This is a genomic window from Citrobacter sp. RHB36-C18 (assembly GCF_013814485.1).
Lineage (GTDB): Bacteria > Pseudomonadota > Gammaproteobacteria > Enterobacterales > Enterobacteriaceae > Citrobacter > Citrobacter braakii.
In genome coordinates, this window is record NZ_CP057125.1 from 1,082,472 (window position 1) to 1,102,475 (window position 20,004).

A 20,004-nucleotide genomic window follows, 5' to 3' on the forward strand; every position below is an offset into this window, starting at 1 on the left:
CCTCCTTACAGCGCGCATGACACGCAACCTTCGATTTCGGTTCCTTCCAGCGCCAACTGGCGTAGTCGGATGTAATACAGCGATTTGATGCCCTTACGCCAGGCGTAAATCTGCGCTTTGTTGATATCACGAGTGGTGGCGGTATCGGGGAAAAAGAGCGTCAGTGAAAGCCCCTGATCGACATGCCGCGTTGCTTCAGCGTAGGTATCAATGATTTTTTGTGGACCAATCTCGTAGGCATCCTGATACAAGGCCAGATTCTCATTGGTCATAAACGGGGCAGGGTAGTAAACGCGCCCGGTTTTGCCCTCTTTGCGAATCTCCACTTTTGACACGATCGGGTGAATGCTTGATGTCGCATGGTTGATGTAGGAGATAGAACCCGTTGGCGGAACCGCTTGTAAATTCTGGTTATAAATGCCGTAGCGCATGACATCTTCACGCAGCTGCGACCACATTTCACGCGTTGGCAGCGTAATGCCGCTGGCGGCAAACAGTGTGCGAACCTTGGCGGTTTTTGGCTGCCAGTCGCCCTGCAGATACTGGTTAAAATACTCACCGCTGGCGTAGCGGGACTGCCTGAATCCGGCAAAGGTTTTGCCGCGTTCCCGGGCGAGCTTCATCGACGTATTCAGCGCATGCCAGGTGATGGTGTAGAAATAGAGATTGGTGAAATCCAGCCCTTCAGGTGAGCCGTAGGCGATACCTTCCCGCGCCAGATACCCGTGCAGGTTCATCTGCCCAAGACCGATAGCGTGCGATGCGCTGTTCCCGGCCTCAATTGAGGGTACGCTGCGGATATGGCTCATGTCCGAAACGGCCGTTAAGCCGCGAACCGCCGTTTCCACGGTGCGCCCAAAGTCTGGCGAATCCATGGTATGAGCGATATTCAACGAGCCGAGGTTGCAGGATATATCGTGCCCTGTTTGTGCGTAATTGAGGTTTTCATCGTAGGTGGAAGCGCTGTTAACCTGCAAAATCTCCGAGCACAGGTTGCTCATATTGATACGACCGGCAATCGGATTGGCGCGATTCACCGTGTCTTCAAACATGATGTAAGGGTAGCCGGACTCGAACTGGATCTCGGCCAGCCGCTGGAAGAAATCGCGGGCGTTAATGTATTTTTTGCGCACTCGTTTGTCGGCAACCAGTTCGTCATACCGTTCAGTTACGGCGATATCACCGAATGGTTTGCCATAAATTCGTTCCACGTCATACGGTGAAAACAGCGCCATTTGGGCATTTTCTTTGGCTAACTGGAAGGTGACATCCGGGATCACCACACCAAGCGAGAGCGTTTTGATACGGATTTTCTCGTCGGCGTTTTCACGTTTGGTATCGAGAAAACGCAAAATATCCGGATGATGCGCGTGCAGATACACCGCGCCCGCACCCTGACGCGCCCCTAATTGATTCGCATAAGAAAACGCATCCTCCAGCATTTTCATTACCGGAATCACCCCAGAGGACTGGTTCTCAATGCGCTTAATGGGCGCACCCGCCTCACGCAGGTTAGAGAGCAAAAATGCCACGCCGCCGCCGCGTTTGGAGAGTTGCAGCGCCGAGTTGACCGCCCGTCCAATTGACTCCATGTTGTCTTCAATGCGTAACAGGAAGCAGGAAACCAGCTCGCCGCGTTGCTGTTTACCGCAGTTTAAAAAGGTTGGCGTGGCGGGTTGAAAACGCCCGGAGAGCATTTCATCGGTCAGTTGCAGAGCGAGCGCTTCATCGCCCTGCGCCAGCGTGAGCGCCACCATCGTTACGCGATCCTCAAAGTCTTCGAGATAGCGCTTCCCGTCGAACGTTTTCAGCGTATAGCTGGTGTAGAACTTCCATGCGCCGAGGAACGTCTGGAAACGAAATCCGCTGGCGTGGGCGTGGGCGAATAGCTTCAGCACAAACGCGCGATCGTAGCGGGCTAACACGCTGGCATCGTAATAGCCTTCATCCACCAACGTGTCCAGACGCGCCTGCTGGCTGGCAAACGCCACCGAGTTGGGGCGGACGTGGGCGGTAAAGAATGCCTCTACCGCCTGATGGTCTTTGTCGAACTGAATGCGCCCGGCCTTATCGTACAGATTCAGCATGGCGTTCAGGGCGTGATAATCCAGCGTCTGCTGTTCTACACGTTCTGCAGTTGTCGTTGCCAAAATTCGCTCACTCCTTTTTGCACGTTGTCGATATCGCTTTGGGTGCCCATCAGCTCAAAGCGATAGAGCCACGGCACGCCGCATTTTTGTGAGATGACATCACCCGCGCGACCGTAGGCGTCTCCGAAATTGCGATTGCCGGAGGCGATCACTCCACGGATTAACGCCCGGTTGTGCGTATCATTTAAAAAGCGGATCACCTGTCTCGGGACCGCGCCAGCTGTACCGCCGCCACCGTAGGAGGGCACGATTAAAATGTAAGGTTCGTCTACCCGGATCCGCTCGCGTTCGTTAAGCGGAATGCGGATGGCAGGCAGCCCCAGACGCTGCATGAAGTGGTGCGTATTTTCGGAGCTGCTGGAGAAGTAGACGAGCTGACTCATGCGCTGGCCACTTGAGGAGCCGGGCGCAGACGGTTGATCATGTCCGGGCGAAATCCTGACCAACTGGTTTCCCCTGCGACCACGACCGGTAACTGACGAAAGCCTTGATCGCGCAGGCGATCCGCCATATCGGGGTGTAAATCGACGTTTACCATCTCAAAGTCAAACCCGCGGCTTTCCATCGCCCGCTTAGTGGCGTGGCACTGAACACAGTTGTTACGAGTGTAAATAACAATGCGCATGATTCGTATTTCCATCTAAAAGTAAAAGAATGACGCGATAGAGGGCGTCAGGTTGCGTGTGTCTTGATAGAGGAGATACTAGATGTAGTTTTAAAAAGATTCAACCATACAAGATATGGTAATTTTAGATTGATGAGGGCATGGGTGATGAGCGTTACGGAGGAAGTGATAGAAACTATGGCAGGTTGCCGGATGGCGTTTATGTCGCCATCCGGCAGCGCAGAATCACATGCGCATCCCTACCGCCAGACGGTTAAAGCAGTTCATCAGGCTAATAGCAAACGTCAGATCGCTAATCTCTTTCGCGCTAAAATGGTCGAGCAGCGGCAGATAAACGTCATCTTCGGCATGGGTGCTGGCTATATGGGTGACGGATTCGGCCCACGCCAGTGCCGCACGCTCCTGCTCGCTGAAGTGATGACTCACCCGCCAGCCTGCCAGCGCGTCCAGTTTGGCCTGCGCAACACCGGATTTGCGCAGCGCCTTACTGTGCATTTCCAGGCAAAAGGCGCAGCCGTTGATTTGCGAGACTCGCAGGTAAATCAGTTCCGTCAGCGTAGGTTCCAGCGCGCAGTTTTCCAGCGCTTTGCTGGCCTGAACCAAAGCGTTATAGATTTCAGGACTGAGTTCATAATAGGGCTGGCGTAACATTGTCATGGTATTTCTCCTCGTTTGGATGACCCGCAATGTAGCACTATAATGGACTGCTACAGAGAGCCATATTGTTGCCAAAAAAGCAGACCATAAATGCCACGCTATCAGCAAATCGCCCGTCAGTTAAAAAACGCCATTGAGAAAGGTGAACTAAAGCCAGGCACAAGATTACCCTCCAGTCGGACCTGGGCCCAGGAGCTGGGGGTATCACGTTCGACGGTGGAAAATGCCTATGCAGAACTGGTGGCGCAGGGCTGGCTCGCGCGACGCGGGCAGGCAGGAACATTTGTCAGTGAGCAACTGCGACCGGAAAACGCACCTGTGTCTCCCGCTATCTTCGCCGGAGAAAACCCCAGGCCGCAGCCTTTTCAGATGGGATTACCCGCACTCGATCTCTTCCCGCGGGACGTCTGGGCGCGGGTGATGGGGCGGCGTTTACGCACCCAAACGCGTTTTGACCTGGCCGTGGGCGATGTTTGCGGCGAACGGGTGTTACGTCAGGCGATTGTCGATTACCTGCGCGTCTCACGCAGTATTGAGTGCCAGCCGGAGCAGATTTTTATTACTTCAGGTTACGCGGCATCAATGACGTTAATCCTGCGCGCTCTGTCTCAACCCGGTGAGGGGATGTGGGTCGAAGATCCTGGCTTTCCGTTGATTCACCCCGTGGTGGCTCAGGAGCGCATTGAGCTGATGCCGGTGGCAGTTGATGCCGATGGCCTGGATGTCTGCGCTGGGATCCGTGACTACCCGCAGGCGCGTTTTGTGCTGCTCACACCCGCACACCAAAGTCCGCTGGGCGTCGCCCTGTCATTAGACCGTCGCCACCAACTGCTTGAATGGGCGACTCGGGCGCAGGCGTGGATCATTGAAGATGATTACGACAGTGAATTTCGCTACCACGGCAAACCGTTGCCGCCGCTAAAAAGTCTGGATGCGCCCCAGCGGGTGATTTATGCCGGAACGTTCAGCAAATCGATGTTTCCGGCTTTGCGCACGGCATGGCTGGTGGTACCCCTGACTCAGGTCGAACATTTTCGTCAGCAGGCGGCGCTAACGGCCTGTAGCGTTCCGGTTTTATGGCAGCAAACGCTGGCGGATTTTATGCAAGATGGCCACTTCTGGCGGCACTTAAAACGTATGCGCCAGAATTATGCCCTGCGACGTCAATGGATGGAAAACGCGCTGAGCGAACAAGGATTTAACGTCATTCCTCAGGAAGGAGGGATTCAGCTGGTGATAACTGTCGACGGAGATGATGTTGCGCTAGTGCGCAAAGCGAATCAGGCCGGGCTGGCGGTTCAGGCGTTAAGCCGCTGGCGAATAACTTCAGCAGGAAAGGGGGGAATATTGCTGTCGTTTACCAACATCAGCTCGGTGGAAATGGCGCAGCAGGCGGCGTATCAACTGCGGATGTCGCTGACATAATTCTGCGCGGTTCTTAAGATATTAGTCCCACCATCGCCACTCGTTTATGGACTTTTCTGAAAGCGTTGCTAATGCTGAATCAGGTAAGGTAAGCCCGCAGTAAAAAAGATAACGAGGAAAATATATGTATTTACGACCTGATGAGGTGGCGCGCGTACTTGAAAAAGTGGGCTTTACCGTCGATGTAGTGACGCAAAAAACGTACGGCTATCGTCGTGGCGAAAATTATGTGTACGTTAACCGTGAAGCACGTATGGGACGTACCGCATTAGTTATCCATCCCACGCTAAAAGAGCGCAGCTCTTCGCTGGCGGAACCTGCGACGGATATTAAAACCTGCGATCACTACCAGCAATTCCCGCTATATTTAGCCGGAGAGACTCACGAACATTATGGTATTCCGCACGGCTTCAGTTCGCGAATTGCGCTTGAGCGTTATCTGAGTGGGTTGTTTGGCGACGTTAGTTCAAACTAATAATGCGACTGGCAGGGCCAGTCGCGAAGAGATCTGTCAGGCTTTAGCCTGGTGATAGCTGCTGACCTTAAACAGGCGGCGGCAATAATCAAGAAAGTAGCCATAGACCGCGCCCATCAGCATTGATACCACGATGTTCGAACTTACTGCAGCCGTAATCTGGTGCCAGTCTGCGCCAACCGTCAATAGAATAATCACATACACTGGTGACTGGAAGGTGACATAAGCCAGCACGTCCGCCAGGTTTTTCCCCCATCCTGCTTGCGTGGCTTTACGCGCCGCGCGCATAAACAAATCGCGATACATGCCGTATGGCCACGCGATCAGTATGTTGACGGGGATAGCCACCAGTCTGGAGTACAGAGACTGTTCGAAGCTCATTCCTGAAAGGAATATTTCGATCAACATGTTCACGACAGAACAATAAACAACCATCGCGAACGTGTCTGCTACTGCATGACGCAAGCGTGACTGCGGAGAGAACATGTTAATGCTCCTTGTAAAAAGGGAAAAAAAGGTTTTGAATACCTTCTTGCTAGTGATTTGTCTTGCTGCTTTCGCGTTTGAATAGGATATCTGCCTGGATAATAACTAGCAACTAGCTTAAAATTTTTATTTATTACCTTTTTGTCGATAAAATGCTCTGCAATGGTTTGTTTTTTGTTCGTTTTGGTATTTTCGTTGCTGATTTAATTAAAGGCATTTTAGATCAATGGGTTATGGAAACTTGTTTTTCTGAATTTTTTGCGCTCCTTTTCTCAATGTTGACTAATGTGCAATATGTATACGCACCGGCTCCGCGCGATGTTGTGGCCTGTTTCTCGACTGATACCCTGAGACTCCTTGCAGGTATATTTATAGCGACTAGCAGAGGAATAGAATATATCGCATAGGCGATATCAAAATGGATGCAATAAATACACGAATTAGCTTTTTTGATTAGTAATATGCGAATAAATTAGACTGGAAATATAATAAGCAGTTGCATACAATATTTAGGGTAATACCGTTTTTATGTTTTACGTTAAAGAGGTTTTGTTAATATGAGTTCAATGTTAAAAAACTTAAATAATATCCGCTCGCTGCGTGCAATGGCTCGTGAATTTTCCGTTGATGTGCTGGAAGATATGCTTGAAAAATTCAGGGTAGTGACCAAAGAACGCCGCGATGAAGAAGAACAACTACAGCGCCAACGTGCAGAACAGCAGGAAAAAATTAATACTTTGCTGGCGCTGATGCAGGCAGACGGGATCAATCCGGAAGAGCTGCTGAGCATGACGCCTGCGACGGCACGTTCAGTTAAAAAACGTCAGCCGCGCCCGGCGAAATATCGTTTTACCGATCTCAATGGTGAAACAAAAACATGGACCGGACAAGGTCGCACACCGAAGCCAATTGCCCAGGCACTGGCTGCCGGTAAATCTCTTGATGACTTTTTGATCTGATTATTAATGCGGTGAGGGCGACCTCACCGCTTATTTTCAGCAAACGCCAAAATCACCCTCTTCGGTATATCGCGTCACGTCAGCTGCTTTCAGCGTGAATTTTTCGCCGCTTTCATTACTGGCGTGTACCGCCACAATGTGATCGCCATTGACTTCGACAACTTTCAGTTTAGGTCCACCCATGCGTGGTTGAACCAGATCGCCAGGTTTAAACATATTGCTCTCCTTTATTTATCGCAGAACTCACCATAGATCACGTCAATCAGCGGGTACAGTGCAGTTTCAATGATTACCGCTTAATGAGTACGTCGGTTCCAGGGCATGATATCCAGCAATCGCGCCATGCCGCAAAAGCCGGTCACGCCAGCGAGTATTAGCCCGGCGCCCACAAAACCGCTCAGCAGGAAGAAGGCGCTGCTAACGGTGTAGCCCAGAATGACGCCGAGTAAGGCAAGGCTGCCGGCGGCTATCTGCACCTGGCGCATCAGTGGTAACGGTTGTGAACGATCTTTTGCCACCGGAAAACCTGCGGCTTTCCAGCCGTCAATGCCACCTTCCAACAACCAGACCTGCGCAGGCGCGGCAATAGCGTTCAGTTTTGTCGCCGCGTTTTGTGTACGTTTGCCTGACTGGCAGTGAAAAATCACCTGCCCGGCGCGTAAATTTGCAGGCAGCGATCCCTGCTCTAGCGTAGGTAATGGCGCCAGATGCGCCCCCGGAATATGCTCGTACAGATACTCGTCAGCATCGCGGATATCAATCAGTTTTGCGCCTTGTGCGACCAGCGTCTGCGCCTCGCGCGGGGAAATCGTCCCAATGGTCATGATGGCTCCTTATGGGCAATACAGTGTTTTTAATGTGGCGATCAGTGAATTCACGGCCGCATTTTTGATGGAGTACAGGATGCGCTGGGCATCGCGTTGGCTGTCTATCAGGCCTTCTTCACGCATACGCGCCAGATGCTGCGAAGTGGCGGAAGGACTCAGGCCGGTAACACGGGCTAATTCGCCCGCGCTGGTACCGGGTGAGCCGCAGAGCATGCACAAAATCAGCAACCTTTTCGGGTTACTCATCGCTTTTAGCAGGGCAGCAGCCTGCTCAGCGCTGGCCTGGAGTTGTTCAAGTTCAGTCATATGTATTTAAGTATATTCTAAATTAAGCTTATTCTAAAATAAACGGTCAACGTACGCCAGCGTAAAGAGCGTAAAGGAGGGTAAAACAGCAGGGGAAGGCTGGCAGAGTTAGGTACACTGACTATGCTTAGAGATAAAATCTCTTTTTAAACAATGAGTAACTTTTTGCTTGTATGGAGTGTGTATGGGTTTCTGGAGAATCGTTTTTACTATTATTCTGCCCCCGCTTGGCGTGCTGCTGGGGAAGGGGTTCGGCTGGGCATTTATCCTCAATATTGTTCTGACGCTGCTGGGCTACATCCCGGGTCTGATCCACGCCTTCTGGATACAAACGCGTAACTAATTACCCTTCTACTACGGCGCTCTGGCGCCGTTTTCTTTGCGCTCCTTTCTCCTCTGCTACACTTCCTGGTGTTGATTGTTAACTACCGAGGTGGATATGGGACTCTTTAATTTTGTAAAAGATGCGGGTGAAAAACTGTGGGATGCGGTTACTGGCAACCATGACACTGCCGATCTGGCAAAAAAGGTACAGGAACACCTGAACAAAACGGGCATCCCGGATGCGGATAAAGTGAACGTCCAAATTAACGAAGGTAAAGCCACCGTTTCTGGCGATGGATTAAGTCAGGAAGCGAAAGAAAAAATCCTGATTGCGATTGGTAATATCTCTGGTATTGCCAGCGTCGACGATCAGGTAAAAACTTCTGCGCCGGCGAGTGAAAGCCAGTTTTATACCGTAAAATCAGGAGATACCCTGAGCGCTATTGCCAAACAGGTATACGGTAACGCCAACCTGTATAACCAGATATTTGAAGCGAATAAACCGATGCTGAAAAGCCCGGATAAAATTTATCCAGGGCAGGTTTTGCGTATTCCAGAACAATAAGAAAGTTCAGGCTTATTGCGTCAGCAATTTGCCGGACATCGCTTGTTGAATAATCGGAATGGGCGTCAGCAGGTGCTGGCGCATTAATTCGCTGGCACGTGCAGCATCGCGTGCCAGAATTGCTTCGGTCAGCGTTTGGTGCTGATCGTGTTTATCTTCCAACATCTCCACCGACAGCACCGTCTTTCGCAGCCAGATAAACCGGTAGCGCGCCGCCAAATCGAATAGCCGTTCGCGCATTTGCAGCAGATACTGTGAACCGCAGCCAGCGACAATTGCCGAGTGAAAAGCCTGATGGCGCTGATCCCACTCGTCGAGCATCTGTTCACTGGCGTCAACGGCTTCAAGCTTGCCGAGCATATGCGCCCGCGCCAGAATTTCAGCTTCCCAGGCGTCGCCGCCGCGTTCAATGGCCAGCGCGACCAGCATGGCTTCCATATTGGCGCGGGCATCGAAAATATCGAGCAACTCCTGTTCGGACATTGGGGCGACACGATACCCTTTCTGATTGACCACCGTGACCAGCCGCTCGGCAACCAACTGCGAAAGCGCTTCGCGTAGCGGTCCCACGCCAAGCTCATAGCGTGAGGTCAGCAGGCTCATACGCAGTTTTTCATCAGGCTGATACACACCGCGGATGATGTCGTTTTTCAGCCAGCGGTATCCATCAATGGCCGTCGGTTGGGGAATGGCGGTCATGGTCTTACTCCTGAACGGTTTTCCCGGCCTGCGCCGGGAAAAGGTTTAATGCGTATTTTGCAACGGTGCTTTTTGCCACGATAGCAGTTTTTTCCAGCGTGACATAATAGGCACGGTGCAAATAATTCCTATGGCTAACAACCCGGTAGAGATAACTTCCAGTTGTTGAGCCGGGCGAAAGAGCATCACCACCAGCACAAAGATAATAAAGGCGATTACCAGCCAGGTAAGCCACGGATAGAGCCACATTTTCAGTTTAATTTCACCGCCTCGCGCCAGCAGGATTTTGCGCATCCGCAGTTGGGAAATTGCAATCACCAGATAAACCAGCAGGGCGATGGCGCCGGAGCTGTCGATCAGGAATTTGAACACCTTGGCCGGGGCATAATAGTTGACCACCACGGTGAGGAACGCGGCACCCGTAGACAGCAACACCGCCACATAAGGCGTTTTACTCCGGTTCGTTTTACCCATAAAGGCGGGAGCATCGCCACGACGGCTCAGGGAGTAAAGCATACGCGACGACGTATACAGCGCGGAGTTCAGACAACTGGTTACCGACAGCAATATGACACAGTCCATGATCAGCTTCGCGTGTGGGATATGCAGTAACTCCAGCACCGAGCGGTAAGAGCCCACCTCTTTCAGTCCCGGCATGTTCCACGGAATCAGCGCGACGACCACAAAAATAGAGCACAGATAGAAGATGGAGATACGCCAGATAACCGAGTTGGTGGCGCGGACGATGTGCTTATCCGGGGTATCGGACTCGGCGGCGGCGATGGTAACAATCTCTGCGCCCATAAAGGAGAACATGGTGATTAGCATCGCGCTGATCACCGCGCCAAAGCCGTTGGGCATGAAACCGCCCTGATCCCACAGACGCGAAACTCCGCTGACCTCGGTATAGGGATAGAAACCGCTAATCGCCACCGCGCCGAGAGTGATAAACGCCAGAATGGCAATCACTTTGCACAGCGCCAGCCAGAACTCGAACTCACCGTAATTTTTGACGCTCAGCAAATTACTGCCGGTTAATGCCAACGTGATAACCAGAGAAAACAGCCAGATAGGAATGCCTGGAACCCAGGAGTGCAGAATGATGGCGGCGATATTCGCTTCCAGCGGGATAACCAACACCCAGAACCACCAGTACAGCCAGCCGATGGTATAACCCGCCCACGGCCCGATGGCCTTATCGGCGTAGGTGGAAAAGGAACCGGTATCCGGGGTGGCAACGGCCATTTCGGCCAGCATGCGCATAATCATCACCACCAGCAATCCGGCGAACAGATAGGCCAGTAATACTGCGGGACCGGCTTCTGCAATCGCCACGCTTGAACCCACAAACAAACTTGCGCCGATAACCCCGGCAATAGACAGCATGGTGACGTGGCGTGATTTCAGCCCGCCCCCTAAATCATGTGATTGTGACACTTGCCCCATCTTTTAAACCTCTCGAAAGTATTTCACTTGGGAGAGCACCCCGGCATTCCCGCGCCGGGGCACGCGTATTTATTGTTATTGACCCTGTCTGCCGGATGGCGGCTCCGCCTTATCCGGCCTGAGGATTGCGTTTTTTATTGGTCGAATGCGGTGTTAACCCTGCTTCGCTTCGGCAAAACACTGAGCGATAATGTCCAGCCCCTGGCGGATTTGGGCATCTTCAATGGTCAGTGGGACAAGAATGCGCAGTACGTTGTAGTAAGGTCCGCAGGAGAGCAGGATCAGCCCTTTATCGCGCGCACGCGCGACGATTTCCGCGGTCAGTTTGGCGTCTGGTTTCGTGTGATCGCCGTCTTCAAACAGTTCAATTGCGATCATCGCTCCCAGCCCGCGTACATCGCCAATCTCGCGGTGGGTTTCCGCGATAGCCAGCAGGCCTTCGCGCAGGGTTTGCCCCAGGTCGTTGGCTTTTTGCAGCAGATTTTCCTGTTCGAAAATATTCAGTACCGCCAGGGCGGCGGCACAGGCAATCGGGTTACCGGCATAGGTACCGCCCAGACCGCCCGGTGGGATAGCGTCCATGACTTCGGCGCGCCCGGTCACTCCCGCCAGCGGGAAGCCACCAGCAATAGATTTGGCAAAGGTGGTGAGATCGGGCGCAACGCCCATCTGCTCCATAGCGAACAGCGTACCGGTACGGCCTGCGCCGCTCTGTACTTCATCGGCAATCAGCATGATGCCGTGCTCGTCACAAATGGCGCGCAGACGTTGCATAAAAGCAGGAGAGGCGGCGTAAAAACCACCTTCGCCCTGGACGGGCTCAATCACGATGGCGGCAACATCTTCCGGAGCGGCATCATTTTTGAAGATACGGTGAATGCTGGCGATAGCATCGTCTTCACTGATGCCGTGCAGCGGGCAAGGATAAAGCGCACGGTACACGTGGCCCGGCATCAGTCCCATTCCTGCAGAGTACGGGTTTACTTTCCCGGTCAGCGACAGGGTGTAGTGGGTTCGACCGTGGTAAGCGCCGCTGAAGGCGATAGTGCCGGTTCGTTTGGTGGCGGCGCGGGCGATTTTCACCGCGTTTTCCACCGCTTCCGAGCCGGTTGTCACCAGCAGGGTTTTTTTGGCGAAATCGCCCGGCACTTTCTTATTCATGATTTCGCACAGCTCCAGGTACGGCTCATAGGCCAGCACCTGGAAACAGGTATGGGACAGCTTTTTCAACTGTGCTTCTACCGCAGAGACGATCTGCGGGTGCAGGTGGCCGGTGTTCAGCACCGCAATACCGCCAGCAAAATCGAGGAATTCACGGCCTTCAACGTCCCAGACTCGACAGTTTTCTGCACGCTCGGCAAAAATAGGGTGGATTTGTCCTACGCCACGGGGAACGGCGTTGCTGCGACGTTGCATAAGTTCTTTGTTGGTGCTCATCAGGTGTTCTCCAGTATTTATTTTATTAAAGGCCGATGCACATATATTTGATTTCTAAGTAGTCTTCGATGCCGTATTTCGATCCTTCACGGCCAAGACCGGAGGCTTTAATTCCCCCAAACGGGGCGACTTCGTTGGAGATAATGCCGGTGTTAATCCCGACAATGCCGTATTCCAGCGCTTCGCCAACGCGAAAGACGCGGCTCAAATCACGGGCGTAGAAATAGGCGGCCAGACCAAACTCGGTGTCATTGGCCTGAGCGATGACGTCAGCCTCGTCCTTAAACCGGAACAGCGGAGCCAGCGGGCCGAACGTCTCTTCTTTGGCGACCTTCGCGTTGTCAGGCACATCCACCAAAATGGTGGGCTGGAAGAAGTTGCCGCCGAGTGCGTGAGGTTTGCCGCCCGCGATAATGCGCGCGCCTTTATCCAGAGCATCGGCGATGTGTTCCTGCACTTTGGCTACCGCTTTCTCGTCGATCAGCGGCCCGGTGGTGACGTCAGGTTGCAGACCATCGCCGAGGTGCAGTTTGCTCACTGCCTGCTGGAGTTTTTCGGCAAAACGGTCATACACGCCGTCCTGCACGTACAGGCGGTTGGCGCAGACACAGGTTTGGCCAGCGTTACGGAACTTCGATGCCAGTGCGCCTTCCACGGCTTTATCGAGATCGGCATCGTCAAAGACGATAAACGGCGCATTGCCGCCCAGCTCCAGCGACACTTTTTTGATGTCTTTGGCGCACTGCTGCATTAACTGACGGCCAATTTCGGTTGAGCCGGTAAATGACAGCTTGCGTACCAGCGGGTTGCCAGTCAGCTCGTTGCCGACCTCGCTCGCTGAACCGGTCACCACGCTGAAAACGCCTGCCGGGATCCCGGCGCGATTGGCAAGCTCTGCCAGCGCCAGTGCGGAGTAGGGGGTCTGGCTGGCCGGTTTAAGCACCATTGTGCAACCAGCCGCCAGCGCCGGACCGGCTTTGCGGGTAATCATCGCCGCGGGGAAGTTCCACGGCGTAATCGCGGCGGTAACGCCGATCGGCTGTTTGATGACGATTAGGCGTTTGTCGGCCTGGTGGCCGGGGATCGTATCGCCATAGATACGTTTGCCCTCTTCGGCAAACCACTCAATAAAGGAAGCGGCATAGGTGATTTCACCTTTGGCTTCTGCCAGCGGTTTACCCTGTTCCAGGGTCATCAGACGGGCGAGATCGTCCTGATGCTCAATCATCAGGTTGAACCAGCGGCGCAGGATGTTGGCCCGCTCTTTGGCGGTCAGCGCACGCCAGGCGGGCAGAGCGCGGTTAGCGGCGTTAATCGCTTCGCGGGTTTCATCCGCCCCCATTTTCGGTACGCTACCTAATTGCTGACCGTTGGCGGGGTTGGTCACCGCGATGGTCTCGCCGCTGTTGGCGTCACGCCAGTTGCCGTCGATCAGTGCCTGCTGGCGAAATAAGGTTGGATCGTTAAGTTGCATAATTGCGTCCTGTCTAAATCGTTTTAACGGGTGAATGCGGCGTGTAATGTTTCCACGCTACGTGCCGCACGCAGCGTGCGTCCGGGATTACTCTGGTTCTCCAGCAGCGCATGAACTTTGCTGACAATATGCGCGCCGATAGGGATCGCCGACGTTGCTGCCGGAGAAGGCGCGTTACAGGTGTGAATTGAGCGTGGCGTGGTGACAAACAGGAAATCGTCGATTAGCTTGCCGTCCGGTGATACAGCCTGTGCCCGCACGCCTGCAGGCCAGGGCTGCAGATCCTTGAGCGTCAGACTCGGGCAGTACTTTTGTACCAGCCGCAGATAACCGCTTTTGCACAGCGAATTTTTCATTTCGCCAAGTCCTGAGCGCAGGTTGTTTTGCAGCACGCGACGAATGCCGGAAGAGCTGAGGATCTCCAGCGTATCGCTGAGCGAGAAGTCGCGTTTACGGTAGCCTTCACGTTTAAATGCCAGTACCGCGTTGGGGCCCACGGTGACGCTGCCGTCAATCATCCGGGTCAGATGAACGCCGAGAAACGGCATCGCCGGGTCGGGGATGGGGTAGATCAGATGGTTGACTATCTGGTTATGTTCTGACGCCAGACGGAAATATTCGCCACGGAACGGACAGATGATAAAGCCGGGTTCAACGCCGAGCATTTTCACTAGTCGGTCCGCCATCAGGCCAGAGCAGCTAATCAGCGTCGCTCCCTCAAATTCCTGACCCTGAAGGGTATGTACGACAACGCCCGCAGCGTGCTCTTTTAGCGCGCTGACCTCAGCGTTGTAGATAATCTCACCGCCTTTGGCCTGAAATATTTTCGCCATCGCGGCGGTGACTTCGCGGTAGCTGACGATCCCGCTCGACGGAACAAAAATACCGCCCAGCCCGGTGATGTTGGGTTCACGCTCGCGAAGCTCCTGCGCATTCAGCCATTCGCGCTCAAGGCCGTTAGCGGCGGTGCGATCCCACAGCGCGCGCATGCGCTCCATTTCCAGTTCGGAGGTGGCAACCAGCATTTTTCCGCAGACGTCGTAGCGGATGCCGTTTTGGTCGCAAAAGGCTTTTGTGGCGCGATTTCCGGCCAGGCAAAACTGCGCCTTCAGGCTGCCGGGGGTGTAATAGACCCCGGCATGAATTACGCCGCTGTTGTGGCCCGTCTGGTGACAGGCCGGGCCGGACTCTTTTTCCAGCAGCGCGATTCTGGCGTCCGGATAGACATCAATCAGCTGCATGGCGGTCGACATGCCGATAATGCCGCCGCCAATAATCACAAAATCATACATCCGCTTTATTCCTTCGCGCTTACTGATGGGTCTGGTAGTGGTTTGTCGCGTAAGCGAAATAACCACGCTGGCGCATCAGTTCGCGGCGCAGGTCGGGATGCGAGGTAAAGCGATCGCGACCGTGCAACCAGAACAGGTTGTTGATTAACAGGAATTTACCGACTGAAACCGGAACGGAAATAATGGCCTTGCTGGTTTCCAACGCATCGGACAAATCGCTCAGCCAGACGCCTTCTTCATAATCTTTAGGCTGGACGAACTGGTCGATGTAGCGCATCACCGGGCGGCCCTGCTGGTCAACGTCAAACACCGGATGGAACACTTCCTGGCTGACGTTTTTGCTTGGCGGTGCGGCAAAGCGCATGGCGCGACGCGCCAGCGGGTGGGTAAAGTACTGATCCAGATGTTCCCAGTCGTCGAGGTGCAGCAGCAGCGAGTTACCGCCGGTCATGTTCTGCTCGTCAATCTTCATCATCAGCACATAGTCGGTGATTTCTTCGAGGTAGGTTCCGTCGTTATGCAGCTCCATTACACGGTGCGGCTGGCGCAGATAGCTGTCTGAGTTATCAACGTTTTTCACCACAAAACGGGCATAGTATTGACCGCTCATCGCGTCAAAATTGGAGCGCCCGATAAGATGCGCTACCGCCGTCGCCAGCTTGACCATCTCTTCAGCCTGTGCCACATCATCCACGCCAACGGCGTTGATCAGCAGTGCGCCTTCGGCACGATCGAGCAACGTTTTCAGCAGCAAAGGCTGCAACTGATTGCCGCACAGGTCGTCGAGGATCTTGCCCACTTTGAAGCGCAGGAAGGATTTGTATTCCAGTGCCTGCACCGGCCACTGCGCTACGGCTTCCAGAAATTGCTCAGTGGTCTCAGCGGAAAAAGTCAGCTCCAGCAGGCGTGGGGACTGGGCTGATGGTTTCAACGTGAAACCGCTGTAGTGCTGGGCTGGATCATCAGCGTTCGGTTTTACGGCAGTCAGTGCGTTCATCAAATCGTTCCTCTCAGTAGATTGTCAGGGAGATATGGCGCAGCTCGTTTCGTAGCCATAAATTAAAAATATCTACATTTTTGAAAAACGCGCACAGAATGGGCTTGTTTGTTTATTATTTGTGATCAAAAACAACAATTGTTTAACATTATAAAAAATGAGGTTAAGTGCGAGAGGAGAAGGGAGGATAGGTAATGTTATTTTAAAACAAAGAGTTAATTATTCTGCCGCTGAGGGTAACTCAACGGCAGCAGCAAAGTCAGTAACCGACTTTATAAATGCGCCCGGTTTGGATGCCTTCCACGCTGCGGCGATAGGCATTGGCAACGGTAGCGGCGGGGACGCTTTCAAAGCCTGGGAAGAAACCATCGTATGCTTCGGCGGATTCACTGAGTACGGTTGGGCTTATCAGGTTAATGCGCTGGCCACGACCTAGCTCACAGGCAGCAGCGCGCACAAATCCTTCCAGCCCGGCATTGATCGTTGCCGCATTCGCCCCTTGTGCGATGGGTTCATGGGCGATAATGCCGCTAATCAGCGTAATCGAGCCGCCATCATTGAGGAAATGTTGCCCGGTTAATGCCAGACGTATCTGGCCTAACAGCTTATCCTGTAATCCCTGATTAAAGTCCTCGTCGGTCATTGTCGACAGTGGGCCAAAGAACAGGTTGCCGGTGGCGGAAACGATCGCATCTACCCGACCGACTTTTTCAAACAATGCCCCGACACTCTCCTGCGAGGTGATATCGACCTGGTAATCTCCCTGCGTGCGACCTACGCGGATCACCTCATGTTTACGGCTTAACGTTTCTGTGACTGCGCGCCCCACTGTACCGCTGGCACCAATAATGACGATTTTCATAACCACCTCCAGAATAGTGTGAGCCACTATTCTTTAATGAAAATGAAATCGGATAAACTGGCTATAAGTTAGATGATTACTAACCAGAGGTTTGTAATATGGATAAGCTGCGCGGCATGGAAACGTTTATCGCCGTGGTGGAGAGCGGAAGCTTTACCTCCGCGGCAACTAGACTCGAGATGTCTGCGGTGATGGTGGGAAAATATATCACCCAACTGGAAGCACAGCTTGGGACGCGTCTGCTGGAGCGCAATACTCGCCGCCAGAGCCTGACCGATGCCGGGCGTGTCTATTTTGAAGAAGCCCGCCGCGTGCTGGAGCAGGTGTCGATAGCTGAGCGTTCGGTAGAGCGTCTGCGGCTGGCCCCTGCGGGGACGCTGCGCATTAGCGCGCCTACTTCTTTTGGCGCTTGCGTTATCTCGCCGCTGGCCGCTGCGTTTTTACAGGCCTGGCCAGAGGTGCGCATTGAGCTGGATCTGACCAACCGGATGGTTGATCTGGTGAATGAAGGCGTCGACCTGGCGATCCGTATTGGCGATATCCATCAGACTGATGTGGTGGCGAAATACCTGTGCCCTTACCGTATGGCGATCTGTGCATCAAAGGATTATCTTGCCCGTCATGGCACGCCCCTTACGCCAGCGGATCTGGTGGATCATCTGTGCCTGTCCCATACCGTGTGGACCGCTCGCAACGAATGGATACTGCCTGGCGTGACGGGCGAAGTCAGATGGAAGCGCGATGCGATCCTGCGTTGTAACGATGGTCATGGCCTGCGTATGGCGGCGGTAGCGGGGGCTGGACTGTTATTGCAACCGGAGGTGCTGCTGGCGCAAGAGCTGGCTACCGGGAAACTGATTCGGATACTGGAAAAGTTTACGCCGCAGCCGCGGCCGATTCATCTACTGTGGCGACAAGATTTGCGTCCGCTGCCTAAGCTGACGCGGTTTGTTGAGCACGTACTCAGTGCCGTTCAGGAATTAAGATGAAAATGCCGGATAAGGCGCGTCAGCGCCGCTACCCGGCATATTATTAGCTGATATCCACCTGTGGTTTGCTGTTACGTTTACGAATCAGGCGTAGTACTGGCGGGACCACGATAACCAGTACCGCCATCACCAGCAGCACTTTCGCCACGCTGCTGGCCCACAGAATATCCATATTACCGTTACTGATAGACAGCGCCCGACGCAGGTTCTGCTCCAGCATTTCCCCCAGAACGAAGCCTAAAATCAACGGCGACATCGGGAAGTGCATTTTGCGCAATATGTAGCCCAGTACGCCGAGGGCAACCATCAGCACCAGATCGAAAGTGGTGCTGTGGACGGCATACACGCCCACCGCGGAGACTGCCGCGATAGCCGGTACCAAAAACCACAAGGGGATGGTCAGCATACGGGTAAACAGGCCGATCAACGGGATGTTCATCACCAGCAGCATCACGTTAGCAATCAGCAGCGCCGCAATCAGCCCCCAAACGATATCCGGCTGTTCGGTGAACATGGCCGGACCCGGGGTGATATTGTACAGCGTCAGCGCGCCCATCATCACCGCTGTGGTGCCGGAGCCCGGTACGCCGAGCGTCAGCATCGGGATAAAGGAGCCACAGGCCGAGGCGTTGTTGGCGGCTTCGGGGGCCGCCACGCCGCGTATATCCCCTTTGCCGAAGCTGTCGCTATTGCCGCTGAGCTTTTTCTCGGTCATGTAGGTGATAGCGCTGGCAATGGTTGCGCCCGCGCCAGGCAGGACGCCGACGAAAAAGCCAATCACCGATGAACGCAGGGTTGCGCCAACGCACTGCGCACCTTCTTTAGCGTTAAATAACATGCGGCCCGTTTTACGCACCAGCGTCTGGCCACTGCTGGTATGTTCCAGCATTAACAGTATTTCAGAGACTGAGAACAGCCCAATCACTACCACGATAAACTGCACACCGTCGGAGAGATGAACGCTGTCAAAGGTAAAGCGATAAACCCCGGTATTGGCGTCTACGCCAACGGTCGCAAGGCCGAGACCGATAAGCGCTGCCAGAAATGATTTCAGCGGGTTTTGCGCCATCATGCTGCCGAGGCAGGCAATGGCGAAAACCATTAAGGCAAAGTATTCCGCCGGACCGAAGGCCAGCGACCATTGGGCTAACGCCGGGGCAAACAGAATGATGCCGCCGATAGCGATAAGCGAACCAATGAAAGAGCTGACCGCCGAGATAGAGAGCGCAACGCCGCCGCGGCCTTGCTGCGCCATCGGGTAGCCATCCAGCGCGGTCATAATCGCCGCCGCATCGCCGGGAACATTCAGCAGGATGGAGGAGATACGTCCGCCGTATTCACAACCTATGTAGACCGTAGCCAGCAGGATCAGCGCAGATTCTGCAGGCAGATGCAAAGCGAACGCCAGAGGCAGCAGGATCGCCACGCCGTTAATGGGTCCAAGACCAGGCAACAGCCCGACAATGGTACCGACAAAACAGCCAATCAGGGCGATGACCAGGTTTTCCGGCGTCATGGCCACCGCGAAACCCTGAGAAAGATAAATCCAGGTATCCATCGTTTCTCCGTTAACCCAGCCAGGCGCCGAGTGGTAAGGTGACGTCAAGCAGTCGGTCAAAGGCATACCACAGCAGAATGCCGAGTACCGCGCCGGAAATACCCGCAGCCGGAATGGTTGCGCCGAACAGCATGCCAATCACCACGGTGAGAATGGCGGTGGAGATGGGAAAACCGAGCCATTCGAAACCCCAGGCGTACATCAACAGAACAATCACCATCGTCAGCAGCTTTTGCAGCACGTGACGGCGGGGCCAACTGATGGTGTCGGGATGGCGCAACAGCAGCGCCACGGCGCATACCAGCATCAGGCTGATAATGCCAAGCGGAAAGGGACGCGGCCCAACCGGCTCATAGCTGTATTCGCTGGTGATTTGCCAGGCCACGAACAGCCCGGCTATGCAGAGCAACAGCCAGATACCTGCAAAAATACGATCGCTCATCATCTTTGC

23 protein-coding genes are annotated in these 20,004 nt (G+C 53.9%); 6 read left to right on the forward strand and 17 right to left on the reverse strand.

Going from position 1 to position 20,004, the window contains the following annotated elements:
• Positions 1–5: 5 nt before the first annotated feature.
• The 4 genes from nrdE to HVZ52_RS05205 all read right to left on the reverse strand — a co-directional run bounded on the left by nrdE (position 6) and on the right by HVZ52_RS05205 (position 3,432).
• Complete coding sequence (gene nrdE / locus HVZ52_RS05190) at positions 6–2,150, reverse strand: class 1b ribonucleoside-diphosphate reductase subunit alpha (RefSeq protein ID WP_047358818.1); 2,145 nt, start codon at positions 2,148–2,150, stop codon at positions 6–8.
• Positions 2,123–2,533, reverse strand: coding sequence for a class Ib ribonucleoside-diphosphate reductase assembly flavoprotein NrdI (nrdI, locus tag HVZ52_RS05195; protein ID WP_181598954.1), 411 nt, complete (start codon positions 2,531–2,533; stop codon positions 2,123–2,125). Before nrdI ends, nrdE begins: the two co-directional genes overlap by 28 nt.
• A complete protein-coding gene (gene nrdH / locus HVZ52_RS05200) occupies positions 2,530–2,775 on the reverse strand; it encodes a glutaredoxin-like protein NrdH (RefSeq protein WP_016157297.1) in 246 nt (81 codons plus the stop codon). Before nrdH ends, nrdI begins: the two co-directional genes overlap by 4 nt.
• Before the next feature lie 225 nt (positions 2,776–3,000).
• Positions 3,001–3,432, reverse strand: coding sequence for a carboxymuconolactone decarboxylase family protein (locus HVZ52_RS05205; protein WP_016154147.1), 432 nt, complete (start codon positions 3,430–3,432; stop codon positions 3,001–3,003).
• Positions 3,433–3,522: 90 nt separating this feature from the next.
• On the opposite strand from HVZ52_RS05205, the gene HVZ52_RS05210 reads away from it, so the two are divergent.
• Both HVZ52_RS05210 and HVZ52_RS05215 read left to right on the forward strand, forming a co-directional pair.
• Positions 3,523–4,857: a PLP-dependent aminotransferase family protein gene (locus tag HVZ52_RS05210; protein ID WP_053389458.1), complete on the forward strand. Its 1,335-nt coding sequence runs from the start codon at positions 3,523–3,525 to the stop codon at positions 4,855–4,857.
• A gap of 124 nt (positions 4,858–4,981) precedes the next feature.
• A complete protein-coding gene (locus HVZ52_RS05215; protein WP_016154145.1) occupies positions 4,982–5,332 on the forward strand; it encodes a DUF2002 family protein in 351 nt (116 codons plus the stop codon).
• A gap of 36 nt (positions 5,333–5,368) precedes the next feature.
• On the opposite strand, the gene alaE is transcribed toward HVZ52_RS05215, so the two are convergent.
• Positions 5,369–5,818 (reverse strand): L-alanine exporter AlaE, encoded by a 450-nt coding sequence (alaE, locus tag HVZ52_RS05220; protein WP_016154144.1) that lies wholly within the window; start codon positions 5,816–5,818, stop codon positions 5,369–5,371.
• A 557-nt stretch (positions 5,819–6,375) separates the two neighbouring features.
• On the opposite strand from alaE, the gene stpA reads away from it, so the two are divergent.
• Complete coding sequence (gene stpA / locus HVZ52_RS05225) at positions 6,376–6,777, forward strand: DNA-binding protein StpA (protein ID WP_019077523.1); 402 nt, start codon at positions 6,376–6,378, stop codon at positions 6,775–6,777.
• A gap of 36 nt (positions 6,778–6,813) precedes the next feature.
• Here stpA and HVZ52_RS05230 read toward each other — a convergent pair whose 3' ends face one another.
• From HVZ52_RS05230 to HVZ52_RS05240, 3 genes are all read right to left on the reverse strand, one after another.
• Positions 6,814–6,993, reverse strand: coding sequence for a hypothetical protein (locus tag HVZ52_RS05230; protein WP_016154141.1), 180 nt, complete (start codon positions 6,991–6,993; stop codon positions 6,814–6,816).
• An 80-nt stretch (positions 6,994–7,073) separates the two neighbouring features.
• On the reverse strand, positions 7,074–7,601 hold the full coding sequence (locus HVZ52_RS05235) for a rhodanese family protein (RefSeq protein ID WP_049270949.1): 528 nt from the start codon (positions 7,599–7,601) through the stop codon (positions 7,074–7,076).
• Positions 7,602–7,610: 9 nt separating this feature from the next.
• On the reverse strand, positions 7,611–7,910 hold the full coding sequence (locus HVZ52_RS05240) for a metalloregulator ArsR/SmtB family transcription factor (protein ID WP_016154139.1): 300 nt from the start codon (positions 7,908–7,910) through the stop codon (positions 7,611–7,613).
• A 184-nt stretch (positions 7,911–8,094) separates the two neighbouring features.
• On the opposite strand from HVZ52_RS05240, the gene HVZ52_RS05245 reads away from it, so the two are divergent.
• Together HVZ52_RS05245 and lysM are read left to right on the forward strand one after the other, a co-directional pair.
• Entirely contained in the window at positions 8,095–8,253 is a 159-nt protein-coding gene (locus tag HVZ52_RS05245; RefSeq protein WP_003037242.1) for a YqaE/Pmp3 family membrane protein, read from the forward strand.
• Between the two features lie 96 nt (positions 8,254–8,349).
• Positions 8,350–8,799: a peptidoglycan-binding protein LysM gene (gene lysM, locus HVZ52_RS05250; protein WP_016154138.1), complete on the forward strand. Its 450-nt coding sequence runs from the start codon at positions 8,350–8,352 to the stop codon at positions 8,797–8,799.
• A 12-nt stretch (positions 8,800–8,811) separates the two neighbouring features.
• Here the strand turns inward: lysM and csiR are convergent, their stop codons facing one another.
• The 7 genes from csiR to HVZ52_RS05285 form a co-directional block, all read right to left on the reverse strand.
• Entirely contained in the window at positions 8,812–9,498 is a 687-nt protein-coding gene (gene csiR / locus HVZ52_RS05255) for a DNA-binding transcriptional regulator CsiR (RefSeq protein ID WP_047358821.1), read from the reverse strand.
• Between the two features lie 45 nt (positions 9,499–9,543).
• Positions 9,544–10,944, reverse strand: a complete 1,401-nt coding sequence (gene gabP / locus HVZ52_RS05260) for a GABA permease (RefSeq protein ID WP_181598955.1) — start codon at positions 10,942–10,944, stop codon at positions 9,544–9,546.
• A gap of 153 nt (positions 10,945–11,097) precedes the next feature.
• Positions 11,098–12,381 carry a 4-aminobutyrate--2-oxoglutarate transaminase gene (gabT, locus tag HVZ52_RS05265; RefSeq protein WP_046274853.1) on the reverse strand — a complete coding sequence of 428 codons (1,284 nt, stop codon included), beginning with the start codon at positions 12,379–12,381 and terminating at the stop codon, positions 11,098–11,100.
• 25 nt (positions 12,382–12,406) lie between these two features.
• Entirely contained in the window at positions 12,407–13,855 is a 1,449-nt protein-coding gene (gene gabD, locus HVZ52_RS05270; RefSeq protein ID WP_181598956.1) for an NADP-dependent succinate-semialdehyde dehydrogenase, read from the reverse strand.
• 23 nt (positions 13,856–13,878) lie between these two features.
• Complete coding sequence (lhgO, locus tag HVZ52_RS05275; protein WP_181598957.1) at positions 13,879–15,147, reverse strand: L-2-hydroxyglutarate oxidase; 1,269 nt, start codon at positions 15,145–15,147, stop codon at positions 13,879–13,881.
• 19 nt (positions 15,148–15,166) lie between these two features.
• Positions 15,167–16,144, reverse strand: coding sequence for a glutarate dioxygenase GlaH (glaH, locus tag HVZ52_RS05280; protein ID WP_181598958.1), 978 nt, complete (start codon positions 16,142–16,144; stop codon positions 15,167–15,169).
• Positions 16,145–16,403: 259 nt separating this feature from the next.
• A complete protein-coding gene (locus tag HVZ52_RS05285; RefSeq protein ID WP_016154131.1) occupies positions 16,404–17,006 on the reverse strand; it encodes a short chain dehydrogenase in 603 nt (200 codons plus the stop codon).
• Positions 17,007–17,104: 98 nt separating this feature from the next.
• Here HVZ52_RS05285 and HVZ52_RS05290 point away from each other — a divergent pair, with 98 nt between their 5' ends.
• Positions 17,105–17,995: a LysR family transcriptional regulator gene (locus HVZ52_RS05290; RefSeq protein WP_016157283.1), complete on the forward strand. Its 891-nt coding sequence runs from the start codon at positions 17,105–17,107 to the stop codon at positions 17,993–17,995.
• Positions 17,996–18,038: 43 nt separating this feature from the next.
• Here HVZ52_RS05290 and HVZ52_RS05295 read toward each other — a convergent pair whose 3' ends face one another.
• Positions 18,039–19,553 carry a tripartite tricarboxylate transporter permease gene (locus tag HVZ52_RS05295; protein ID WP_047499477.1) on the reverse strand — a complete coding sequence of 505 codons (1,515 nt, stop codon included), beginning with the start codon at positions 19,551–19,553 and terminating at the stop codon, positions 18,039–18,041.
• 10 nt (positions 19,554–19,563) lie between these two features.
• Positions 19,564–19,998: a tripartite tricarboxylate transporter TctB family protein gene (locus HVZ52_RS05300; protein ID WP_016154128.1), complete on the reverse strand. Its 435-nt coding sequence runs from the start codon at positions 19,996–19,998 to the stop codon at positions 19,564–19,566.
• Positions 19,999–20,004: the final 6 nt, after the last annotated feature.

Excerpts from the sequence above, each read along its gene's own strand:
- gabT (WP_046274853.1), bottom strand. The coding sequence starts at position 12,381 with ATGAGCACCAACAAAGAACTTATGCAACGTCGCAGCAACGCCGTTCCC.
- nrdI (WP_181598954.1), bottom strand. The coding sequence starts at position 2,533 with ATGAGTCAGCTCGTCTACTTCTCCAGCAGCTCCGAAAATACGCACCAC.
- HVZ52_RS05230 (WP_016154141.1), bottom strand. The coding sequence starts at position 6,993 with ATGTTTAAACCTGGCGATCTGGTTCAACCACGCATGGGTGGACCTAAA.
- HVZ52_RS05240 (WP_016154139.1), bottom strand. The coding sequence starts at position 7,910 with ATGACTGAACTTGAACAACTCCAGGCCAGCGCTGAGCAGGCTGCTGCC.
- HVZ52_RS05300 (WP_016154128.1), bottom strand. The coding sequence starts at position 19,998 with ATGATGAGCGATCGTATTTTTGCAGGTATCTGGCTGTTGCTCTGCATA.
- HVZ52_RS05295 (WP_047499477.1), bottom strand. The coding sequence starts at position 19,553 with ATGGATACCTGGATTTATCTTTCTCAGGGTTTCGCGGTGGCCATGACG.
- HVZ52_RS05210 (WP_053389458.1), top strand. The coding sequence starts at position 3,523 with ATGCCACGCTATCAGCAAATCGCCCGTCAGTTAAAAAACGCCATTGAG.
- lhgO (WP_181598957.1), bottom strand. The coding sequence starts at position 15,147 with ATGTATGATTTTGTGATTATTGGCGGCGGCATTATCGGCATGTCGACC.
- csiR (WP_047358821.1), bottom strand. The coding sequence starts at position 9,498 with ATGACCGCCATTCCCCAACCGACGGCCATTGATGGATACCGCTGGCTG.
- HVZ52_RS05245 (WP_003037242.1), top strand. The coding sequence starts at position 8,095 with ATGGGTTTCTGGAGAATCGTTTTTACTATTATTCTGCCCCCGCTTGGC.
- nrdH (WP_016157297.1), bottom strand. The coding sequence starts at position 2,775 with ATGCGCATTGTTATTTACACTCGTAACAACTGTGTTCAGTGCCACGCC.
- lysM (WP_016154138.1), top strand. The coding sequence starts at position 8,350 with ATGGGACTCTTTAATTTTGTAAAAGATGCGGGTGAAAAACTGTGGGAT.
- alaE (WP_016154144.1), bottom strand. The coding sequence starts at position 5,818 with ATGTTCTCTCCGCAGTCACGCTTGCGTCATGCAGTAGCAGACACGTTC.
- HVZ52_RS05285 (WP_016154131.1), bottom strand. The coding sequence starts at position 17,006 with ATGAAAATCGTCATTATTGGTGCCAGCGGTACAGTGGGGCGCGCAGTC.
- HVZ52_RS05205 (WP_016154147.1), bottom strand. The coding sequence starts at position 3,432 with ATGACAATGTTACGCCAGCCCTATTATGAACTCAGTCCTGAAATCTAT.
- HVZ52_RS05290 (WP_016157283.1), top strand. The coding sequence starts at position 17,105 with ATGGATAAGCTGCGCGGCATGGAAACGTTTATCGCCGTGGTGGAGAGC.
- HVZ52_RS05235 (WP_049270949.1), bottom strand. The coding sequence starts at position 7,601 with ATGACCATTGGGACGATTTCCCCGCGCGAGGCGCAGACGCTGGTCGCA.
- gabP (WP_181598955.1), bottom strand. The coding sequence starts at position 10,944 with ATGGGGCAAGTGTCACAATCACATGATTTAGGGGGCGGGCTGAAATCA.
- gabD (WP_181598956.1), bottom strand. The coding sequence starts at position 13,855 with ATGCAACTTAACGATCCAACCTTATTTCGCCAGCAGGCACTGATCGAC.
- HVZ52_RS05215 (WP_016154145.1), top strand. The coding sequence starts at position 4,982 with ATGTATTTACGACCTGATGAGGTGGCGCGCGTACTTGAAAAAGTGGGC.
- glaH (WP_181598958.1), bottom strand. The coding sequence starts at position 16,144 with ATGAACGCACTGACTGCCGTAAAACCGAACGCTGATGATCCAGCCCAG.
- stpA (WP_019077523.1), top strand. The coding sequence starts at position 6,376 with ATGAGTTCAATGTTAAAAAACTTAAATAATATCCGCTCGCTGCGTGCA.